This is a genomic window from Weissella sp. LMG 11983 (genome assembly GCF_025908495.1).
Classification (GTDB): domain Bacteria; phylum Bacillota; class Bacilli; order Lactobacillales; family Lactobacillaceae; genus Weissella; species Weissella fermenti.
The window spans coordinates 1,731,074-1,751,631 of the sequence record NZ_JAOZFD010000001.1 but is presented as its reverse complement, the minus strand read 5'-3'; the positions used below and the strand labels follow the sequence as shown (position 1 = coordinate 1,751,631).

The window sequence follows — 20,558 nt, the reverse complement described above, 5'->3', positions numbered from 1 at the left end:
CTACTCACAATCGTACGTCTATTGTAGCAGTACAATCGATAAAAAAACCAGTGCAGTCACGCACTGGTTACATTTTCATCTAAATCTTAATAAGAAGTTAGCCAACATTTTCAGCAAATTGCGAATTATACAACTTTGCATAAGCACCGTTTGCAGCTAACAACTCATCGTGCTTCCCACGTTCAACGATATTACCGTGTTCCATCACCAAAATTTGGTCGGCATAACGAATCGTTGATAGACGGTGAGCAACAACGAAACTGGTACGGCCAGCCATCAAACGGGCCATCGCGTCTTGAATCATCCGTTCCGTACGCGTATCAACTGAACTCGTCGCTTCATCCAAAATCAAAATTTCCGGATCAGCAACGAATGCACGCGCGATCGTTAGCAATTGACGCTGACCTTGTGAAATGTTGGTTGCTTCTTCATTCAGCACCGTATCATAACCATCGGGTAGCGTCTTAATGAAATCGTCTGCGTGGGCCATCTTGGCTGCTTCGTAGATAAAGTCATCCGTCGCATCCAAACGACCATAACGCAAATTGTCCATAATTGTGCCTGAGAACAACCACGTTTCCTGGAGCACCATCGCAAAGTGATGACGCAAAGATTGGCGACTCATCGACTTCGTATCTAAGCCGCGCAGACGAATTGTCCCTGACGTCGTGTCATAAAAACGCTCCAACAGGTTAATCATCGTCGACTTACCTGCCCCGGTCGGCCCAACAATCGCAACCATCTCACCCGGCTTCACCGACATATTATAATCGGTCATCAGTGGCTGATCAGGCACATAACTAAAGGCCACGTTTTCAAAGGTCACCAAGTCATCCGTTTCAATCGGTTCGACTGGTTCTGGATTATCCATCTCTGGCTCATCCAGCACTTCAAAAATACGCTCAGCTGAGGCCACAGTCGCTTGAATAGTATTCGTTAAGTTAGCAATCTGGGTGATTGGCTGACTAAACTGATTCGTGTACTGCAACATCGCTTGGACATCACCCAAGCTGACCGTTCCTGACGCCACCTTAATACCACCAATTACAGCCATCGCGAGGTAATCCAAGTTATTGACGAAACGCATTGATGGGAAAATCAATGTTGAAACGAACTGGGCCTTCCAAGCTGACTTGTAATACGTCTCGTTTTGCGCATCAAAATCAACCATGACGTTCTTCTCTTGGTTAAACGTCTTCACGACGGTGTGTCCGGCAAAGGTTTCTTCAACTTGGTCATTCAGTAGACCAAGCGACGCCTGCTGACGGGCAAAGAAGCGCTGTGACAACGGCGCAATTGTTCGCACAATCAACAATGAAATTGGGACTGTCGCAAAGGCAACCAATGACAATTGCCAGCTAATTGTCAGCATAAAGTAGATAACCCCAACGAACGTTAAGGCTGATGTCACCAACTAAATCAGTGACTGATTTAGCGTTCCTGAGATATTATCCATGTCGTTAACAACACGTGACATGATGTCCCCGTTTTGGTGGGTATCATAATACGACACCGGTAACTTCGTCATTTTCACTTTGAAATCTTGACGCAATTGATAGACCGTGCGTTGCGCAATCCGGGTCATAATCCATTGCTGCGTGATTGAGAAAATCGCACTCAGTACATACAAAATCGACACGAACACCAAGATTTGGAAAACCTTATCCATGTTAATGTGAATGCCGGTATGCATTTTCACTGAGCGTGTCACGTCATTAAAGATAACGGTTGTCGCTTCACCCAAAACCTTTGGGGCACGGACTGACAACACAACTGATACCGCTGCGATAATCAACGAGAAGATAACGCCGGCACGATCCTTGCGCAAGTACTTAAACAAGCGAATGACTGTTGGCCAGAAATTAACGGCTTTTTCAACAGGTCGTCCCATGCCGCCACGGCCACCACCGCGGCCGCCACTAGTATAACTACGCATGCATCCCAACCTCCTTCAAATCCGCTTCAGACAATTGGCTCCGCATAATTTCTTGATATGCTGGGCAAGTCTTGGCTAACTCTTCGTGCGAGCCAACGCCAGCCAATTCACCATTATCTAGCACCACGATGACGTCGGCATTCATAACCGTCGCAATTCGTTGGGCAACAATTACCTTGATTGCCGGTGCCAAACGTTCGTCCGCATTAATAGCAGCCCGCAAACGGGCATCCGTGGCAAAGTCTAGCGCTGAGAACGAATCATCAAACACATAAACCTTCGCGTCTTTAATCAAAGTACGGGCAATCGCCAAACGTTGACGCTGACCTCCTGAGAAGTTAGCCCCGCCCTGCTCAACCGTCATATCCAAGCCACCTTGTTCTTGAATAAAATCATCCGCTTGCGCAATTTTCAAGGCATCCCAGATTTGTTCGTCCGTCGCATATGGCATCCCGAACGTCATGTTTGAGCGGACCGTTCCAGTGAACAATGTCGCTTTCTGTTGGGTAATTGATACCGCCTCGTGCAAATCGTGTTGGGAAAGCTTTTTGACATCAACCCCTGATAGTTCAACGTGACCACTGGTTGCATCAAGCAAACGCGGAATCAAGTTAACCAGCGTCGACTTACCTGAGCCGGTTCCACCGATAATCGCCATCGTTTGCCCCGCTGTTGCTTGCGCAGTAATATGACTCAATGCTGGTCGCTCAGCACCTTCAAATCGATATGACACATCTTCAAACGCCAACGATGCTGGCCCCTCAGGCAATGCCACCGTTTTATCAGCATCCGTAATCGTGTCAGCTGAGTCCAAGACTTCATTAATACGGTCTGCTGACGCTTGGGCACGTGGCACCATAACAATCACCATTGATAGTTGCATAAAACTCATCAAAATTTGGGTCGCGTACGTCAAAAATGCCACCAAGTTTCCCATTGGCATCAGGTCAGCACCAATCAACTTGGCCCCCAACCAGACAATCCCAACGTTAGTGAATGACAAAATAATCGTCATCACTGGCATCATCATCGCAACTGTTGTAAAGACAACACGTGCTGTGTGCGTCAAATCATAGTTGGCCTCTTTAAATTTATCAACCTCGTAGTCATCACGATCAAACGCACGGATAACGCGCACACCAGTCAGTCCCTGCTGGAAAATCAGATTGATTTTATCAACCTTCTTTTGCATCGTCTTAAAACGCGGTACCGAGATGCGCATATTGATAAACACAGCGAGGGCCAAAACTGGCAACGCCACTGCGAAAACCATCGTTAAACGATGATCCAAACGCCATGCCATGATGGAAGCACCCACAAACAAAAGTGGTGACATCAACATCATACGCAAGACCGTTTGGAACACGTTTTGAATTTGTGTGACGTCATTCGTCGTTCGCGTAATCAACGTTGCGTTTCCAAACTTATCGACGTTTTTCGCATCCATAAACGTGACCTTGCGGAATAACGCACTACGCAACTTCATCCCCAAACGTTGACTCTGAGTCGCCGCAAAGAACACATTCAACGCAGCCCCGACCATCCGGCAATGGCAATCAGCAACATGATGCCACCCATACGCCAGATGTAGTCGATATCGTTTTGGGCAATTCCTTTATTAATAATGTTCGACGTAATTGTCGGCAATGACAAATCCGCTGATACTTGAACCATTAAAAACAACACCGCCAGTATGACCGGAATGGGTTGTAAATATCGTTTTCCTATTCGAAACATAATCATTCCTCACGTTCTGTTTGACAACGTTAGTTTACTCGCCTTTTTCGGATAATAAAAGAAAAAGCTCATGGCCGCACCATGAGCTTTGATTATGTTTACTTGTTCTGACCAACAAACTCCCAGAAGAGTTCGCTCGCCTTTGAATGTTGCGCTGTATTCTTACGCATAAAGGCTAATTGACTCACATCATTGAGGTTAATCGGACGCTTGATGATATCAGGGTTAGCTGACATATCAACGCTCTTTTCCATCATGATTGAGACGCCCATGCCGTTAGCAATCATGTTCAAAATGATATCAATACGTTGCCCTTCGTAGGCCACTTTCGGCTCGAAGCCAGCCGTACGGGCCATCGTCATTACGCGGTTATAAATCGTTGTTTCACGCCCTAGCAACAAGAATTCTTCATCTTGCAAATCGCTGATTTTAACCTGGGTCGCGTCAGCCAACGGATGGTCTTTTGGTACAACGCAAACGAACTGATCCTTATCCGTCACGATTGTTTCGTACTTCTCATTAATATCCCCAAAATCACGACCAAATACGACATCCGCTTTCCCATTGTCCAATGACTGAGTAATAACGCCGTGATCAACTTCAGATAGGTGCAGTGATATTTCGGGATACTTATGATGAAATGCTGCGATTAACTCAAACCCACGATAATTGGAAACTGATGGAATCGCATAAATCGTTAGGGTATTCTCCGATTCCGCCGCGTGCTGATTAAGCGTGCGCAACATCGCATCATATTCGGACATAATTTTAGCTGCATAAATAGCAGTAATGCCCCCGGCCTCAGTTAACTTGATGGTCCGGTGGCTACGCTCAAACAGCTTTGTATCCAATTCTTTTTCTAGCGCCAAGATTTGTTTTGAGATGTTACCTTGCGTTGTAAATAAACGCTCGGCAGTCTCGGTATAACTTAGCGTTTTCGCCAAATCTAAAAATACCTCAAACTTATGGATATCCATAATACGTCCTCTTAAATATTACTCTTTGGAATAGTTTATCACATTTTTGGATTTGTTGCGTTTACTTATCAAGCGTAAGATAGAAATATCGCGTTTTATCACGGCTGCTATTGGTCTAAAACCCATGGCTTTAGCCATGAGTAAAGACCAAGGACGCCCCTGATAAGGGCGACTTGGTCACATCGGAGGTTTAAAACCTCCGATATTTCCAGTCTACTTTATGGAGGTAATAGAAAATATGAATATGCCTACTGGTATTATTATTAATGCTTTGTCCGTTTTAGCGGGCGGTATCGTCGGTGGCCTTTTCGGCAACCGTATTTCGGACAAGTTTAAAAATGAAATTAACATGATTTTCGGTGTCGCCTCAATGACAATGGGTGTCATCGCCATTGCGCCAACTAAGAACATGGCGCCAGTCATCTTTGCTTTGATTCTTGGGACATCACTTGGTTTGATTTTCCACGTTGGTCAACTGGTTAACCGTGGTGCTGGCTTTATGCAACGCCAAATCGCTCGCGTTATCCCAATGAAATCAAGTATGCCTGAAGATGAATTCATGGCAACCTTGTTGACGGTCATCGTCCTATTCACTGCCTCAGGAACTGGTATCTATGGTTCTTTGGTTAACGGTATGACGGGTGACGCGACAATTTTGATTTCTAAGTCAATTTTGGACTTCTTCACGGCTACGATTTTTGCAGCTAACCTTGGCTTTGTGGTTTCAGTAATCGCCGTACCACAATTTATTTTCTTCTTTATTCTATTCTTGCTAGCTGGGTTCATTTACCCACTGACAAACCCAGCCATGATTACAGACTTCAAAGCTGTTGGTGGTGTGCTGATGCTAGCCACTGGATTCCGCATGATTAAGGTTAAGATGTTCCCCACTGCAGATATGATTCCTTCAATGATCATCGTCATGCCACTTAGCTGGCTTTGGATGACCTACATTCTACCTGTATTAACCCACTAAACACAAAAAACCGCTTAATTCACAATGTGAATTAAGCGGTTTTATTTATTCAACTAATTAGCTGATTTGTAATCGAAGCGAGCTTCGATTACTTTTCACGCAACACCCGATTGATTCAAAGGTGGTTGCCTGATTTGTAATTTTGTCGAGACAAAATTACTTTTCAGAAATAGCTGCGATACCTGGCAAAGTCTTACCTTCCAAGTACTCCAATGAAGCACCACCACCAGTTGAGATGTGGCTCAATTGGTCAGCAACACCAAGTTGTTGAACAGCGGCAGTTGAGTCACCACCACCAACGATAGTCGTTGCACCGTTCTCCTTAGTTACCTTAACCAATTCTTCACCGATAGCCAAAGTTCCCTTAGCAAAGTTAGGCATTTCGAACACACCCATAGGTCCGTTCCAAACAACCGTCTTTGCGTCTGACAAAACTGACTTGAACAATTCGATTGACTTAGGACCAGCATCAAGACCCATGTAACCGTCCTTGATACCATCTTCAGCAATGTACGTGTCAGCATCGTTAGCAAACTTGTCAGCTGCTACGGCGTCAACAGGCAATACCAACTTGTCGCCAGCTTCTTCAATCAATTGCTTAGCCAAGGCAACCTTGTCTTCTTCAAACAATGAGTTACCGATAGCCTTACCGTTAGCTGCGTCGAACGTAAATGCCATTCCACCACCAACGATAACCTTGTCAGCCTTCTTCAACAAGTTCTCGATAATCGTGATCTTGTCTGAAACCTTAGCACCACCGATGATAGCAACGAATGGACGCTCTGGGTTTTCAACGGCACCACCCAAGAACTTGATTTCCTTTTCCATCAAGAATCCTGCAGCAGTTTGTGCGATGTTTGAAGCAATACCAACGTTTGAAGCGTGGGCACGGTGAGCCGTACCAAAGGCATCGTTAACAAAGACATCACCCAATGAAGCCCAGTACTTACCAAGCTCAGGATCGTTCTTTGACTCACGCTTAACTTCTTCACCGTTAACAACGTCTTCGAAACGCGTGTTCTCGAAGATCAAAACTTGACCATCTTCCAAACCAGCGATTGCGTCTTCCAATTCCTTACCTTCAGTAGCAGGAACAAAAGTAACAGGTTGACCCAACAAGTCAGCCAAACGTTGTGCAACAGGCTTCATTGACAAGCCCTTCTTGTCATCTTCACTCTTGATACGTCCCAAGTGTGAGAACAAGATAGCGCGTCCGCCGTTATCCAAAACGTACTTAATAGTTGGCAATGCAGCTACGATACGGTTGTCGTTTGAGACAACAACTTCACCGTTCTCTTCCTTCAAAGGAACGTTAAAGTCAACACGCATCAAAACCTTCTTACCCTTCAATTCCAAGTCTTCAACAGTCAACTTAGCCATTGCAAAAGTCCTTCTTTCTGTGTGTGATTGCTTTTAATAAAAATCAATACCTATATTATATCAAAAAACAGGTGGTTCAGAATGTCTAAACCACCTGTTTTTACTCTATCTACTAGAAACTAGCAATTAGAGAGTTGCCAAGTGCAACAACGTACGGATCATGTTTGAAGTGAAACCGTATTCGTTGTCGTACCATGCAGCAGTTTGAACCAATTGCTTGTCACCAACAGTGATGACCTTAGTCAAAGTTGGGTCAAATACAGCACCGTGCGTGTCGCCGATGATGTCTGATGAAACGATTTCGTCTTCGTTTACACCAAATGAAATCGTTGACATACTTCTTAACAGCGTTGTTAACTTCTTCGGCAGTTACAGTCTTTGACAATACAGTCGTCAACTCAGTAACAGAACCGTCAACAACACCAACACGTTGTGCGTGACCGTCCAACTTACCAGCAACAGAAGGAACAACCAAACCGATAGCCTTAGCGGCACCAGTTGAGTGAGGAATCGTGTTTGCTGAAGCAGTACGGTTTGAACGGAACTTTGATCCCTTAGGACCGTCCAAGATCATTTGCGTTGAAGTGAAGGCGTGAACCGTCGTCATCAAACCGATCTCGATACCAAATTCCTTGTCCAATGCGTTAGCCAATGGAGCCAATGATTGCGTCGTGCATGAACCAGCTGATACGATGTGATCATCTGAAGTCAAAGTGTCTTGGTTAACTCCGTAAACAACCGTTGGGATGTTTCCAGCTGGAGCTGAGATCAAGACCTTCTTTGCACCTGCATCCAAGTGAGCTTGTGACTTTTCTGCTGAAGTGTAGAATCCAGTAGACTCCAAAACGATTTCAACACCATCGTTTGCAACCCACTTCAAGTCAGCTGCGTTACGCTCAGCGTAAACGCGGATCTTCTTACCATCAACGATGATTCCTTCTTCGTCAGCTGAAACTTCAGCGTTCAAAGTACCGTGCGTTGAGTCATACTTCAACAAGTATGCCAACATAGCAGGGTTAGTCAAATCGTTAATTGCAACAACTTCGATGTCGTCCGCAGTATCCTTTAACTCAAGGATGCGACGGAAGGCCAAACGACCAATACGGCCGAAACCGTTGATACCAATCTTAACAGTCATTATTAAGATTCCTCCCAGAAATTCTTTGTAAACGTTTTTACGTTGTCTATTATACGACTTTGTATAAAGTTTCGCAAACAGTTGTAACAACGCGCTTTCAACATCGCAACAAATATGAAATTTGTTACGAACCGAGCCGATCTTTCGTCCTGAAATAAATCAGTACTCCTAACCAACCGATATATTTATTATACGCCACTAGCTTAAAAAAAGCTCACTTTTGCTTTGATTAAGAACAAAAATGCCCAGGATTCGTTCCTGGGCACTTGTTACTTTTTCATAGAATTTACAAGACGACGCTTTGTACGGCGGAATGTCGTTGACATGAAGCTCGTGTGCAATTCGATTAACGTCAAAATCACAAGTAATGTCACTGTTCCAATAACCGAGAACCAAGTCCCTGTCATATCAATCAATGAACGTTCGTCACGGCTAGCCAATGAAATTGAAGAAGCCTTAACGACTTCCTCCTCTGACAAAGCTTCGCTAATTAAATCGAAGTCTGCCATACCGATCATTTGCTGCAACGTAAATGGATCGTTCAAAGACTGGAACTCGTGTAGGTTTTCTTGTAGTTGATCTTCTTCACTCTTCAAACGATCTTCCCAACCATCGCGGTCGTTATCAAAAATCGTTAGCAAACGAATTTCGTGAATCAAGAAGATGTAGTCGGCGACGTATTGGTAAGCAGCTTGTTCTAGAGATAACAAGCCTTGCTCCATTTGTCCTTGGTGGTCGCTCAATTGATGGGTTGCCTTCTTCAAAGCATCTACGACATCAGCTTGCGCTTTAAAGCGATCACGCATACTATCGACCTTCCCCAAGGCCGTCGTATATGCCGTATACATTTCTTCATTATCGGGCGTATCCGCCATCGGCACAGCAGACGTCTGTGCTGTTGTATCAAACACTTTCGTCTCTTCCCCGTATGCTGTTACTTGCATGCCTAGTGCGACAATAAATGTCACAACTGCCATACCAACCTTTTGCCACTTTTTCATAACATTCATGCCTTCCATTTCTCTCTTGTAAAAGAATAGCAAGACATTTTAGATTTATTTGGCGTAATTTATGACGAAATTCCAGAAAATGTGAATTTTTAACGTATCGGGTCCCAAAACAAAAACGCACCTGGCCTCACTGAACCAGATGCGTTAGAAAAGTTGATTATTTTTGCAAAACAATACGGTGAGCTTGACTAGCGTTGGCACCGCTCATACGAGCTAGTGCATAACGTGCTACACGGCCTAATCCGCGCAGGACGTGCACACCTCGCAAATCCCAAATGAAATCAATCGCAGTTGCTAACGTCACTAAGCTCAACCATGCAATTGCCATCAAAAGCCCCAAAACAAATACTCCATTCCATGCTGCAATCATAACATTACCTCCCACGATTAATTTAAACCTAACTAATAGTGTTAATTAAAGTCCTAAACGTCTATCGCTTAGGACATAATTTATTATATATTAGGTTTTAACTAATTTCAATCCTAAAGTTAGGTTTTATTTAACGGTAGCTAATACGGTCCATTGGGTGGGCTGCATTAAAGGCATTAATGATTTCAAGCATGTCGCGACGGGTTGCCCCTTTTTGCGCGTACTTAACCGCTTTTTGCTTGTCCTTTGAAACATTGGAAAGCGTTGATTGAAAATGCATACCGTTACGTTGGTTAGATGGTAAAGCCATAATTGTTTCCTTCTTTCAACATGTTAGCCAGGTAATAATCCGCGACGCTGATAATAGTTAACCGTCTCATCAGCGAAGTCGCTCGGGTAACCCAAATGCTCTTCCAACATCCAAGCTGCAAAAGGTTCATCTGAGTGTTGGCGGGCAATACGCATTAACTCTTCCTCTGAAGTCATGTAGGCAATCACTTCTTCACGCGCGTTAACTTCATTATTATGGGCACGGACAGCATCATAGTCCAAGTGGTCCCCTAAATCAGAAATAGCGTGATGATACTCTTCAACTAACGTACGTGCCTTATCGAAAGTATCTAGCTCACGATCAATGAAGATGTATGCTTTGTCACCTTTCAAATAAGCAACCCCGTCTAATCCCGAATTTTCTTTTAATGGCATCGTATCTAGAATAATAGGTTCTAACCCGTGTTGTGTTAGATCATCCTCTACGCGCATTAATAGATCATCGTAATCATTACTTCGCATTGCGGTCCTCGTAGTCAGCAATCAATCCTTCAATATATGCCTTAGCACGGTCGATAACACGATGACGATCTTCGTCAGGCAAACCTGAGATATCCAAGCCCCAGTGTGCAGCCATCAAGACCGGTTCATCAGTTGCAACGGCCGTTGAGACTTTATCTGGATCTTCAACTAGGTCTGACTTTGACACGCCAAAGTATTCAGCCATTGCTTCAATCTTATCAATACGTGGATATGTCTTACCGTTTGACCAATCAGAAATTGTTGCCGTTGACACACCAACGATTTCAGCCAAACGGGCCGCTGTAATTTCTCGTTGCTTGATTAGGCGCTTAATGTTTCGCCCCATAATCTCCTTACCTTCTGATGATGCCATAATTTTCACCTTTTTCTTGTTTATGCTTTTAATGTTTATTTCAGTCTTATAGGTATTATATTAAAGGTAAACTTAACAAAATGCAAGGTTAAACCTAATCTTTTTTTATGCTATTGCACACCATAAAACAATTGGGCTATACTAAACAACGTATTGGACTTGTAGTGTAATGGATATCACGTCGGATTCCGGTTCCGGAGATGAGGGTTCGATTCCCTCCAAGTTCATCATTAATACTAAAAGGCCGAGATTTAACATCTCGGCCTTTTTTCTCTACATGTTACTTAGCTACCTTAGCATAGCCAGTGCTGTAATCAATGACAACACCTGGCTCTACGTTAGGCACGAACACATTAAACTCAATTGATCCATCCGATGACTTAGCTTCAAGGTGTGAACCAGATGGTACCAAATTATCACCGTCATAAACAGGCGTTACACGGTAGCGCACCGTTTTACGGTTATCTTGGGCGCGTCGAACTTGTGTCTCATAATAGTTTTGACCAGTGTTACTGTCATTACCATTTGACGCTTGGTTCGCCCATGCCGTTTGCGCTGTAATGTTTTGTGGGTTAGCTTCAGAAGCGTCAAAGCCGCGTACACTACCAGCCAAGGCATAACCAATTGAGTGGCCTCGGTTATAAAGCATCTTGTAGTTGCCACCAATTGACAGTTGATGCCAGCCAACCGGTTGCATTTGGCGACTATTCCCGGTTTCATCACGTGACTGATATTGGCGACTAGCCTTTGTTAGTAACGCATTGGCAACCCCGGCACGCCCTAATAAATCTTGCTTAGCTAATTGTACATATGGCGCTGAACTAACCTTGGCATTCAAATCAGTTTTATTATTGTTAAGAATGAAGGCACCGTTGCCATTAAAACGAACACTATTTGTACCCAATTGTTTAACAACATTGGCAGTCAAAACTGATGATGCCAACGACTCGTTTGGGTGTTCATCTGCTGTACTACCATAATTAACTTTTTCATCAGACTTAACACTTGATTGTGCATAATTTGTCTTCGTTACTTGCGTACCATTATTATCTTTTAGTACGGTTTGTTGTAGTGCAAAAACACCTAATGCAATCACAACACCCGCCACGGATACTTGTCGCTTGCGTCCCATGCGAATCTCCTTCTCTTCATATACCTGATGTCTTATTATATCATTAAGTTGTACCTAACATTGTCTTTGAACTGTCAAAATTAGCATGTTATCTGGTATTATTAGGTCATTCAATAAATAAAAAACGAGGATGTCATTATGACGAACACGAACTTGATTGCCAAGCAAGAATTGTCACACCCTGCCGACTGGAAGCCTGAAGCTGCCCACGCCGACGTACGTGCACAAATCGAGGATGCTATCGCTAAGCGTTTGACGGAAATCATCGCAACGGTTGCCGACTTTGGTTTCGAATCAGCAACGGTTAATCTACACGACTTGCAAGACTTCGTACGTGATGTCGTAATTGGTCACTACCAATTCCACTTCCGTAAGAACCCTGCTTTGCGTGAACAACTTGTTTTGGCAAACGAAATGCCAATTTCAGTTTTTAACACGCTCGTTCAAAGCGGTGTCGCTGACATTTTGGACAACTCAGATTTCGAATATTCATTCCACACTGACGGTGAAGTTCAAATTTTCTGGAACTAAACACACAAGGCGTGAACAAACAGTTCGTTTGTTCACGCCTTTTCTATTTCCGATTACCTGGAACGCCTTGACTCTTAGGCAAGACATACTGCTGAATCAGATCGACAATTTGTTGATTTTGCGGCAAATCAGAGTGCTGGGCGTCATCCCCAGTCACCGTAATTTCAGTAAAATGCGCCACTTGCTTTTGAAACACAAACTTTCCGGTCTGTACCGACTGCTCTGGCACAATACCATCATCGTCATAAGTTTCAGTTCCCATAATTGAATAAACCGTTAAATCACTTGGTAAGTTATCACGATCTCTTATAAAATCCTGCAACATTTGGGTTCGATTATTCGGGTTTGTTTCTTCAAAGTTGTACGGTGTCCCAATCGTCATCAAGACATTCACCTGTTGACTATCGCTGTCATAATACTTTTCCAAAAAGCGAGTCCATATCAAGCCACCATTTGAGTGGCCGATTGCTTGAAATTGACGGAAGCGATATTTCTTCTGTAGCATCTGCAAGGCCTCATTAAACCAGCTTGCCTGCTTTTTAATATTAGCATAACCATCATGATTGTTCTCAAACGCGACCACAAAATACGGTGCCAAATCACCATTGCGTACTTTACCAGTCGTAACCATAGAACTATCAGTCTTAACCGTCACCTTTACTAAACTGTGTTTGTTATTACCTTTATTAAGCTGAGCAATCAACTGATCGAATCGATTCTGTGATGCGGACGATCCTGGTATCAAGATTGTAGGTGTCATACGTGAGTTATAAATTCGTTGATTCGTCGTCGTTTTGCTTTGACTCCAACGGAGACCAAGAACAGCCATCGTAAGCAAAAGTACGCCGAGCAAACCTAAAATTAATATTAACCAGCGTTTACGCATAGGCGACCTCCCCACTCTTATGCAGTTCTTGCACAACGCGCCAGAAAATGACAACATCCAACGCTAACAAAACAACTGTCACAAGAATGTACAACCACATGCTATGCGATGCCAAACCACCAAATAGAATTGTTGGCGTTCCTGACGGCACCCAATAGACGGCTGGCGCCAGATGCATAGCTAGTAATAGTGCGCCAACGCCTAAATTAACGGTCGACGCCATTATCATCGTTCGTAAGACATGCCAATTCCACATTACCGGCAATGCGAATGCAAGTGCCCACCATTGATCAAAAAAGGTTGGAATAATCGTTAGGATTAGTAACAGTGGCAACGGCTTGTTGCGGGCTTGAATCAAGTAGGTGATTAACAATGCCAACATTAGGCCGGCACCACCAAACCAAACAAATGCAGACAGCGGATACAACGAGAACGTATGTGGAATCGTTTGATGCTGTAATGCAGCTACCAAATTTTCATTCGCTGCTGTGGATGAAATATCAGGTCGAATAACGCCAGCGACCGCATTTAACCCTAGCCAATTACCAAGCACGGCCGTTAGTAGCCATAACCAAGTTTGCCACAGGTCGGTTGATCCATCCCCAATTAACGTTACTAGCCCTTGCTGCATCAAACCAAACAAAGACATCTTTAGCCAACTATGCAACGTCACTGCATAAGCACCAATTAATAATGTTGCTAAAATTGCGACTGCATACTGATGCCTAGGCTTAACTAATTGCACTGGTGTCATAATGGCCAAGACCATTAATGGCAAAACAACTAGGTTCATGAGACTCGCAGTCGTATTCAACATTTGCCAACTCACCAATGTCACCAGCGTTAGTAAAACCGTCTGCTGGTGGCCTTGGAATTGATCATGTAAACGTTTCTGAATTGCGAGCACAATGACTAGCACCCCCATAATTTGAAAGCCTTTATCTAAAAACAATGTCACAACACGATTGACGTCACCAAAAGATGACATGATACTCCGGCCATAGCCAAGCGTGACCGCAAAATAACCATCTGGCCGTAAAAATAATTGTTGCAATATATAAAGCCACGTCAATGCCAAAACAAGCGGTAACATTTGCTGCATCGAACGCCGGACAGCTTGCATATTTTCTTTCATGCTACTCTATCCCTTCCATTCAAAAGAATGTGCCAGCAGTGGTCAAAAAATGGCGATTAGACATCATATCTAATCGCCATTATTCTACCACTACGGCTGTTAATTATGCTGATTACTTGAAATCAGCAACGTTTTTCGCCGTGGTCCAGGCATCATCAAAGAATTGATCATTCATATTGTACGTTGGCGTCTTACTTGGTGTTGTTAGGAAGTGATTAACTTTCTTATCCATCGCCAACCAACCACGCCAGCCAAGGTGAATCGTATCTTGCATGAAGTGTTCCTTCCCACCATCACGTGAGAAGTCCGCAATATTCGTAAACCCTTGTGAGGTCAACTGATAACGGATTTTAGCAACTGCATCTTGATACATGTTCATATCAAGCCCTGTATACTTAGCCCACTTTTCATTAACCGGTGGAATCACAAACAAGACATTTGTCTTCGTCTTGGCAAATTGTTGCAATGCCAATTCAAAATCACCATATTCAGGTGAACTTGTGTAATCAAATGACTTTTGTGAACCGGCCAACTGCTTCACATGCTTGGCAACACGTTGCTTGTAGAACGCGTTATCAATGCCAAATGGGTTATTCGTTGTCTGCTTCGTTGCCAACTTATCAGCTAATGAGTCAAGTTTTTGTTCATTATATGGTTGTGGCAAAATCTTCGTCTTAGGTAAAATCTTTTTTTCGTAGTTATTACCCAGTTGGAAGTCCGCAAACAAAGCATCTTGATGATTAATGAAATCCAGTCGAAGGGCAATCATGTTTCGATCCCCATCAGATAACTTTTCACCCTTTGAAATCTTCTTCAAGTAACCCGTCAATGCGCTTGAAACGTTCATTTGGAGCAAACGCTTCGCTGCATAGCGGTCAGTTGGTGTATTTCCAGCCGTTTGCAACCACGTCAACGCCTGGGCTTGACTGAAGTAATACTTGAACGCAGCCGAGTCCTCACCTTGCTTTACAAACCATTGTGGTGAAATTACATAAACAGCTTGCTTACCTTGCATTTGCTGGCTAATTTGTTGCATACCGAAGTATTGCGTCAAAGACTGCGCCCCACGCTGTCCAAGCAAAAATGGTCGATATGAACGATCATATGCTTGTGCCAAGACTGATGGGTGCAACGAATCCATACGGCTCCATTCACTTGAACCAAAAAAAGGTACGAAGCGGTGTTTTGAATCCGTTAAGGCACGTTGCTTCAACGTTTGATTTTTAAAAACCGTCGGCGTCAAGGCATTAGCAGCACGCTGCTCATCTTGAAAATTGTGCTTGTTAGTTGACACAGGTGCCAACTCAATCACCGCAACGACAAGTGCAAAAGCTAAGATGACAGGACCAAAGATTAGTCCCAATCGCTTAAGCATTACGCAACTCCTCGATACCTTCGATAATCTTGTTAGCGGTGTTCCAATCGTCACGGCCCATTTCTGATACTGGCACCTTAATGTTAAACTTCGACTCGATTTCTAGCACAAGTTCTACCGTTCCCATTGAATCCATGATACCGGCATCGAACAAATCTTCATCCATCATGTCGGAAACATCTTCCAAGAACAAGTCGTTAATCATAGCAATCAATTCTGCTTTTACATCCATTTTTATTTACCCCATTTATAAACTGTAACTGCTGTTAGTGTTGGTGGAACCAAAGTTGGTTCAAGAAACCAGAGAACAACAAGAAACTCAACATCACGACGTTGAACGTGAAGAAGATGGCAAAGGCCTCAGTAAACTTGTTGTGTGGTACCTGTCCCTTGTGACGCTTCTTGTAGCGAAGCCACCAGTCATTGATGACCAATGCAACACCGTGGAAGACACCGTATGAAATGTAGTACCAAGTCACCCCGTGCCAGAACCCCATAATCGTCATATTGATGATGTAGGCCACACCTGATGTCACATTACGGTTCTTAAATACTTTGTTACGCATCAGAACCATGACCAAACGCATGAAGATGTAGTCACGGAACCAAAAACTCAATGACATGTGCCAACGATTCCAGAAGTCCTTCAAATTCTTTGCCATAAACGGCTTATCAAAGTTAATCGGTGTCTCAATTCCCATCATGTATGAGATAGCCACGGCAAACAATGAATACCCAGCAAAATCAAAGAACAAGTCAAAGCCGTAAGCGTACATGACCCCTAGCGTTGGTAGATTAAACAATCCACCTGCTCGTAAAGCCGCGTGTTCCAATGATGGCAACAACAACGATCCGAAAACGTAGGCCAAAACGAACTTGTAAAAGAATCCTAGGAACAAGTACTTCACTGCTTTTTCAAGCATGCCTAGATACTTATCTCGGTCCGGCACGTTTTCATAATCTTCGTTAAAGCGACGGTAACGATCAATCGGTCCTGATGACAACGTTGGCATGAACAACATAAATCGCATGAACTGTGGCAATGTAAATTCTTTCAACACGCCATCACGGATTTCCATAATCATGCCGACTGAACGGAACATCAAGTATGAAATTCCCAAAAATCCCAACAAAGAATTGTGTCCGTTGTCGATAGCTGGTGTGATTTTCACAATCGCCAAGGGCAAGATATCCAACAAGACGGTACCGTAGAACACCCACTTGTTATCAGCTCGCTTACGATAAGCCGCATAACCAAACACCATAATCATCTGCCAAATAATGTAGCCAATCAGCGCGATAAACTGTTGCCAGTGTGTCCCAGCAAACATCAACACAATGAATGCCAATGACACAAGACCTTCGTACCACTTAATTCGCTTACCATACAACATGGCAATCACAATTGGCACTAACGCCAAAATTAAGTACCCAAAGTATTGTGGATCACCATATGGCTGCCAATTTGGCAATGCTTTAAGCCAATCCATCATCGATTGTTGACCTCAGCAATCAAAGCCTTGATGTTAATCTTACCGTTTGGCGTAATTGGCAAGTCATCACGGTACAAGAAGCGTGATGGCATCATGTAAGGCATCATATCGTCCTTCAAGTCTTCCTTGATAGCCTTTGTCAATTGCAAGTCCTTTTCGAATTGCTCACGGACACCTGGCTTTACAACAACGTATGCCAACAAGTTCTGAACCTTGTGTTGGTCATTGTAACGTGGCACAGCCACTGCTGACTCAACGTATTGTGACAAGTTCAAGACATGAGATACTTCTTCCAATTCAATACGGTAACCGTTGAACTTGATTTGGAAGTCCAAACGACCGCCGTAGTGCAACATGCCATCTTCATCAAAGAATCCAAGGTCACCAGTGTGATAAGCTGGTTGACCGTCCAAGTCAAAGAAGGCAGCCGCCGTCTTTTCAGGATTGTTCAAGTATCCCTTTGACACAGCTGGACCTGAGACGATGATTTCTCCTTGCTCACCAACTGGCAACTTGTTCCCCTCTTCATCCATCACAAAGGTTGGTGAATCAGGCTTTGGAAAACCGATTGGCAAACGCTCAGCTTTTTCAATCATCGCTGGCGTAATTGCAACCGCTGACAAGGCAACCGTTGCTTCCGTTGGTCCATAAGCATTCACGATGCGAGCTTCTGGGAAGCGTTCGTGCAACTTAGCCGCTGTGCTTACTGTTAGCTCTTCACCATCGAAGTAGAAGTACTTGATTTGTGGCATCTTTTCAGCCGTAAAGTCTTCAGACAACATGGCCATATCGGCAAATGATGGTGTTGATGTCCAAACTTGAATTGGCAAATCTGGCAAAACAGCAAACAACTCCTTAAAGTTCTCAGTTACGTGCTTTGGTAGCGCGTATAACGTACCACCCATTGCTAACGTTGGTGCCCAATACATCACTGACAAATCAAATGAGTATGGTGGTTGCGCCAACATTTGTGGTTGCTCTGGCACTGAGAAATCATCCGTGTTTAGCATCCAGTTCGTGTATGACAACAAGTTGTTGTGTGAAATTTGTACACCCTTTGGCAATCCAGTCGTTCCTGAAGTAAAGATGATGTAGTAATTATCATCTCCTTCAACAGCGTGTGTCATTTCGTATGAAGCGCCTGACTTGAAGGCCGTTTGTAGTTGATAGATATCAATAACTGGTACATCTGTAATCTCGATTGGCAACGGATCAACTGCAATGACCAAACTTGGCTTACCAATTGACAAAATGTTTAGCAAACGCTCATTAGCTGAGTTAACATCAACTGGCGCATAAGCGTGGCCTGACTTACTCAAACCAACAAAAGTTGCCAACATCTCATATTCTTGACCACCAAACACCATAACCAATGACTTGTCTGGTAAATCAAGTGAATCAACATAAGCCGCCAATCCATCTGAGTCGCGCTTCAAATCAGCGTATGAGTGCGTCTCACCTAGCACATTGTAGACAGCCATATCTGGTTGTGTTTGTGCGTATCCATCAATCGTCTTCAACATGTTCGTAACTTGCATGTTACTAAGCCCCCAATAAATCTCTTATCTCTAGAATTCGTTATAAATAAAGTGTCCTTGGCCTAAACCTGAATAGCCGTATAAGTAGAACAAAATCATCAATACAACTGCGTAAAACAGCGTTTGCAAAACAAATTTCACAACTGGCTGCTGACCCATTGCCACCAGCTTTTCAATCATATCTAAACCTCTCACACATATTTTTGTCTTTTTCGCAACACAAATGTCACAAAAGTTTCATTTGTTATTCTATCACGTATCCATAAACGAACCATAAAATTAACCTTTTTCCGGAGTTTAATTTTTTACCGTTTTCGGAAATTTACTAAAAAAGGACCGAAATCCTAAATTAAAGATTGTTCGGTCCCGAAGATTAATTTACTTTTTTGTTGTTATATTGCGTGATTTCAATACCAGCCTCGGACAAAGTCATGTGCGCAATCGACCCATTTTCAGGTCGTTCGTGGACTTGAATCTTCCCTTGTCCATAACGGTCGGCTAGCGAAATCAGTGTATTCCCGTGACTGATTAACAATACTGTATCACCATCTTGCAGGCGGTCGTCAGCTAAGATTTGCGCAAACCCGTCATTAACGCGTTGCCAATACTCACTTGCATTCTCAGCATCATGCCAAGGATCCGCATCTTTCAGCAAATCCTTGGTCTTATCTACTCCGTATGCGTCAACAATTTGGGCATACGTCGTCAGCCCCACTGATGCGCCGGCAGCCGTCCAGGCGACATCCATATTGCTACCCTCAAAGCTACCATAGAACTCTTCGCGGAAATGCCAAGAAGTCGTTAACGTGACATTCCCTGATACTTTGTTGGCTGCCAAAATATACTTGGCTGTATCCATAGCACGGGTGGTATCCGAACTATAAGCGGCTTTGAATGAAACATCCGCCAGAGCATCACCGACGCGTTGTGCATCAGCAATTCCAGCCTCAGTCAATGGTGAGTTCCCCCATCCTTGCAACTTGTTGTAGCAATTAAAGTACGTCTTACCATGACGCACAACGATCAAATTAATTGTCTTCATGCTAACCCCGTCCTTTCAACGCTATTATAACAAACTTACTTTTTACGTTCCAAAACACCTTTACGGCGACGGATTTGGTCAGGCTTAAGGTGATTACGGAAAATTTCAACCGCTTGCTTGGCCTTAGCACCAACGAATTCAAACTCTTGACCAGCAGTCGTCTTAACGAAGAAGCCACGGTAATAGAAGTTCAAAAAGATTTCCATACTAACTGATTCAACGGTATCCCAAGGAATTTGGATATAACCACCCCCGGCGTTAGCACGGAACTCCATGCCACGGTCACCATAGAACATACGTCCTTGTTTGATATTAACCGGTGACATCATCGCATTTGCATTACCTTCTAGATCAATTTTTGTATTAAGTGCTTGTACCATAACTTTTTCCTCTACTTATTGATATGTATCCCCGTTGTCGGGGGATTTTTTGTTTAAATTAATTGGTGGTTAGTGTCCGCCCTTACGGTCGGAGTGCTTGGCCCCTTCTTTTGGCACGCTAACACGTCCAGACCATGACCTGCAGGGAGCGGAGTCCACGCCGTTGGCGCGTACACCTTTACCTCCCGTGGCTCTAAGCGGTAAAACCGCTAAGAACCCACACCTGCGGGTCAAGTTCTGCATGTGTCTATACGCGTGGCGGGGCCAAGCACGGCAGCCAAGAGAAACTCTATTAGTTTGATTGTCATCCACCACAAAACTATAGGGTACACAATTCACCCATTTATTTCCTGGTAG

General features: G+C 43.7%; 19 protein-coding genes, 1 tRNA gene and 3 pseudogenes. 3 read left to right on the top strand and 20 right to left on the bottom strand.

The window, feature by feature from the left end:
• Positions 1-97: 97 nt before the first annotated feature.
• From OIT45_RS08760 to OIT45_RS08750, 3 genes and pseudogenes are all read right to left on the bottom strand, one after another.
• Positions 98-1,936: pseudogene (locus OIT45_RS08760) on the bottom strand (ABC transporter ATP-binding protein).
• Positions 1,929-3,673: pseudogene (locus tag OIT45_RS08755) on the bottom strand (ABC transporter ATP-binding protein). Before OIT45_RS08755 ends, OIT45_RS08760 begins: the two co-directional pseudogenes overlap by 8 nt.
• A gap of 98 nt (positions 3,674-3,771) precedes the next feature.
• Complete coding sequence (locus OIT45_RS08750; protein ID WP_264339999.1) at positions 3,772-4,650, bottom strand: LysR family transcriptional regulator; 879 nt, start codon at positions 4,648-4,650, stop codon at positions 3,772-3,774.
• Between the two features lie 244 nt (positions 4,651-4,894).
• Here OIT45_RS08750 and OIT45_RS08745 point away from each other — a divergent pair, with 244 nt between their 5' ends.
• Positions 4,895-5,626 carry a DUF554 domain-containing protein gene (locus OIT45_RS08745; RefSeq protein ID WP_003610226.1) on the top strand — a complete coding sequence of 244 codons (732 nt, stop codon included), beginning with the start codon at positions 4,895-4,897 and terminating at the stop codon, positions 5,624-5,626.
• Between the two features lie 156 nt (positions 5,627-5,782).
• Here the strand turns inward: OIT45_RS08745 and OIT45_RS08740 are convergent, their stop codons facing one another.
• From OIT45_RS08740 to OIT45_RS08710, 7 genes and pseudogenes are all read right to left on the bottom strand, one after another.
• Positions 5,783-7,006 (bottom strand): phosphoglycerate kinase, encoded by a 1,224-nt coding sequence (locus OIT45_RS08740; RefSeq protein ID WP_071707639.1) that lies wholly within the window; start codon positions 7,004-7,006, stop codon positions 5,783-5,785.
• Between the two features lie 126 nt (positions 7,007-7,132).
• A pseudogene (gene gap / locus OIT45_RS08735) lies at positions 7,133-8,144 on the bottom strand (type I glyceraldehyde-3-phosphate dehydrogenase).
• A gap of 269 nt (positions 8,145-8,413) precedes the next feature.
• Positions 8,414-9,145 (bottom strand): hypothetical protein, encoded by a 732-nt coding sequence (locus OIT45_RS08730; protein WP_242458250.1) that lies wholly within the window; start codon positions 9,143-9,145, stop codon positions 8,414-8,416.
• Positions 9,146-9,311: 166 nt separating this feature from the next.
• On the bottom strand, positions 9,312-9,524 hold the full coding sequence (locus tag OIT45_RS08725; protein ID WP_135798210.1) for a hypothetical protein: 213 nt from the start codon (positions 9,522-9,524) through the stop codon (positions 9,312-9,314).
• A gap of 130 nt (positions 9,525-9,654) precedes the next feature.
• Entirely contained in the window at positions 9,655-9,834 is a 180-nt protein-coding gene (locus tag OIT45_RS08720) for a hypothetical protein (protein ID WP_003610218.1), read from the bottom strand.
• 23 nt (positions 9,835-9,857) lie between these two features.
• Entirely contained in the window at positions 9,858-10,316 is a 459-nt protein-coding gene (locus OIT45_RS08715) for a hypothetical protein (RefSeq protein WP_135798212.1), read from the bottom strand.
• The gene (locus tag OIT45_RS08710; RefSeq protein ID WP_003610213.1) at positions 10,306-10,689 is read right to left on the bottom strand and encodes a helix-turn-helix domain-containing protein; all 384 of its coding nucleotides are present in this window, start codon (positions 10,687-10,689) and stop codon (positions 10,306-10,308) included. Before OIT45_RS08710 ends, OIT45_RS08715 begins: the two co-directional genes overlap by 11 nt.
• A 155-nt stretch (positions 10,690-10,844) precedes the next feature.
• On the opposite strand from OIT45_RS08710, the gene OIT45_RS08705 reads away from it, so the two are divergent.
• Positions 10,845-10,916, top strand: a tRNA-Arg gene (locus OIT45_RS08705).
• 53 nt (positions 10,917-10,969) lie between these two features.
• Here the strand turns inward: OIT45_RS08705 and OIT45_RS08700 are convergent.
• Entirely contained in the window at positions 10,970-11,821 is an 852-nt protein-coding gene (locus OIT45_RS08700) for a DNA/RNA non-specific endonuclease (protein WP_264330110.1), read from the bottom strand.
• Between the two features lie 138 nt (positions 11,822-11,959).
• Between OIT45_RS08700 and OIT45_RS08695 the strand changes: the two genes are divergently transcribed.
• Positions 11,960-12,352, top strand: a complete 393-nt coding sequence (locus OIT45_RS08695) for a hypothetical protein (protein ID WP_135798214.1) — start codon at positions 11,960-11,962, stop codon at positions 12,350-12,352.
• Positions 12,353-12,395: 43 nt separating this feature from the next.
• Here the strand turns inward: OIT45_RS08695 and OIT45_RS08690 are convergent, their stop codons facing one another.
• The 9 genes from OIT45_RS08690 to OIT45_RS08650 all read right to left on the bottom strand — a co-directional run bounded on the left by OIT45_RS08690 (position 12,396) and on the right by OIT45_RS08650 (position 20,201).
• Positions 12,396-13,238, bottom strand: coding sequence for an alpha/beta hydrolase (locus OIT45_RS08690; RefSeq protein ID WP_135798215.1), 843 nt, complete (start codon positions 13,236-13,238; stop codon positions 12,396-12,398).
• Positions 13,231-14,373, bottom strand: coding sequence for a hypothetical protein (locus OIT45_RS08685; protein WP_199403772.1), 1,143 nt, complete (start codon positions 14,371-14,373; stop codon positions 13,231-13,233). The genes OIT45_RS08690 and OIT45_RS08685 overlap by 8 nt, the downstream gene beginning before the upstream one ends.
• A gap of 112 nt (positions 14,374-14,485) precedes the next feature.
• Entirely contained in the window at positions 14,486-15,748 is a 1,263-nt protein-coding gene (gene dltD / locus OIT45_RS08680) for a D-alanyl-lipoteichoic acid biosynthesis protein DltD (RefSeq protein ID WP_199403773.1), read from the bottom strand.
• A complete protein-coding gene (gene dltC, locus OIT45_RS08675) occupies positions 15,741-15,980 on the bottom strand; it encodes a D-alanine--poly(phosphoribitol) ligase subunit DltC (protein ID WP_003610201.1) in 240 nt (79 codons plus the stop codon). The genes dltD and dltC overlap by 8 nt, the downstream gene beginning before the upstream one ends.
• A 34-nt stretch (positions 15,981-16,014) precedes the next feature.
• Positions 16,015-17,241 (bottom strand): D-alanyl-lipoteichoic acid biosynthesis protein DltB, encoded by a 1,227-nt coding sequence (gene dltB, locus OIT45_RS08670; protein ID WP_135798218.1) that lies wholly within the window; start codon positions 17,239-17,241, stop codon positions 16,015-16,017.
• Entirely contained in the window at positions 17,238-18,779 is a 1,542-nt protein-coding gene (gene dltA / locus OIT45_RS08665; RefSeq protein WP_199403774.1) for a D-alanine--poly(phosphoribitol) ligase subunit DltA, read from the bottom strand. The genes dltB and dltA overlap by 4 nt, the downstream gene beginning before the upstream one ends.
• Before the next feature lie 30 nt (positions 18,780-18,809).
• Positions 18,810-18,959 carry a teichoic acid D-Ala incorporation-associated protein DltX gene (locus OIT45_RS08660; RefSeq protein WP_135798220.1) on the bottom strand — a complete coding sequence of 50 codons (150 nt, stop codon included), beginning with the start codon at positions 18,957-18,959 and terminating at the stop codon, positions 18,810-18,812.
• A 193-nt stretch (positions 18,960-19,152) separates the two neighbouring features.
• Complete coding sequence (locus tag OIT45_RS08655) at positions 19,153-19,821, bottom strand: histidine phosphatase family protein (protein ID WP_199403775.1); 669 nt, start codon at positions 19,819-19,821, stop codon at positions 19,153-19,155.
• Positions 19,822-19,856: 35 nt separating this feature from the next.
• Positions 19,857-20,201, bottom strand: coding sequence for a DUF956 family protein (locus tag OIT45_RS08650; protein ID WP_199403776.1), 345 nt, complete (start codon positions 20,199-20,201; stop codon positions 19,857-19,859).
• Between the last annotated feature and the right edge of the window lie 357 nt (positions 20,202-20,558).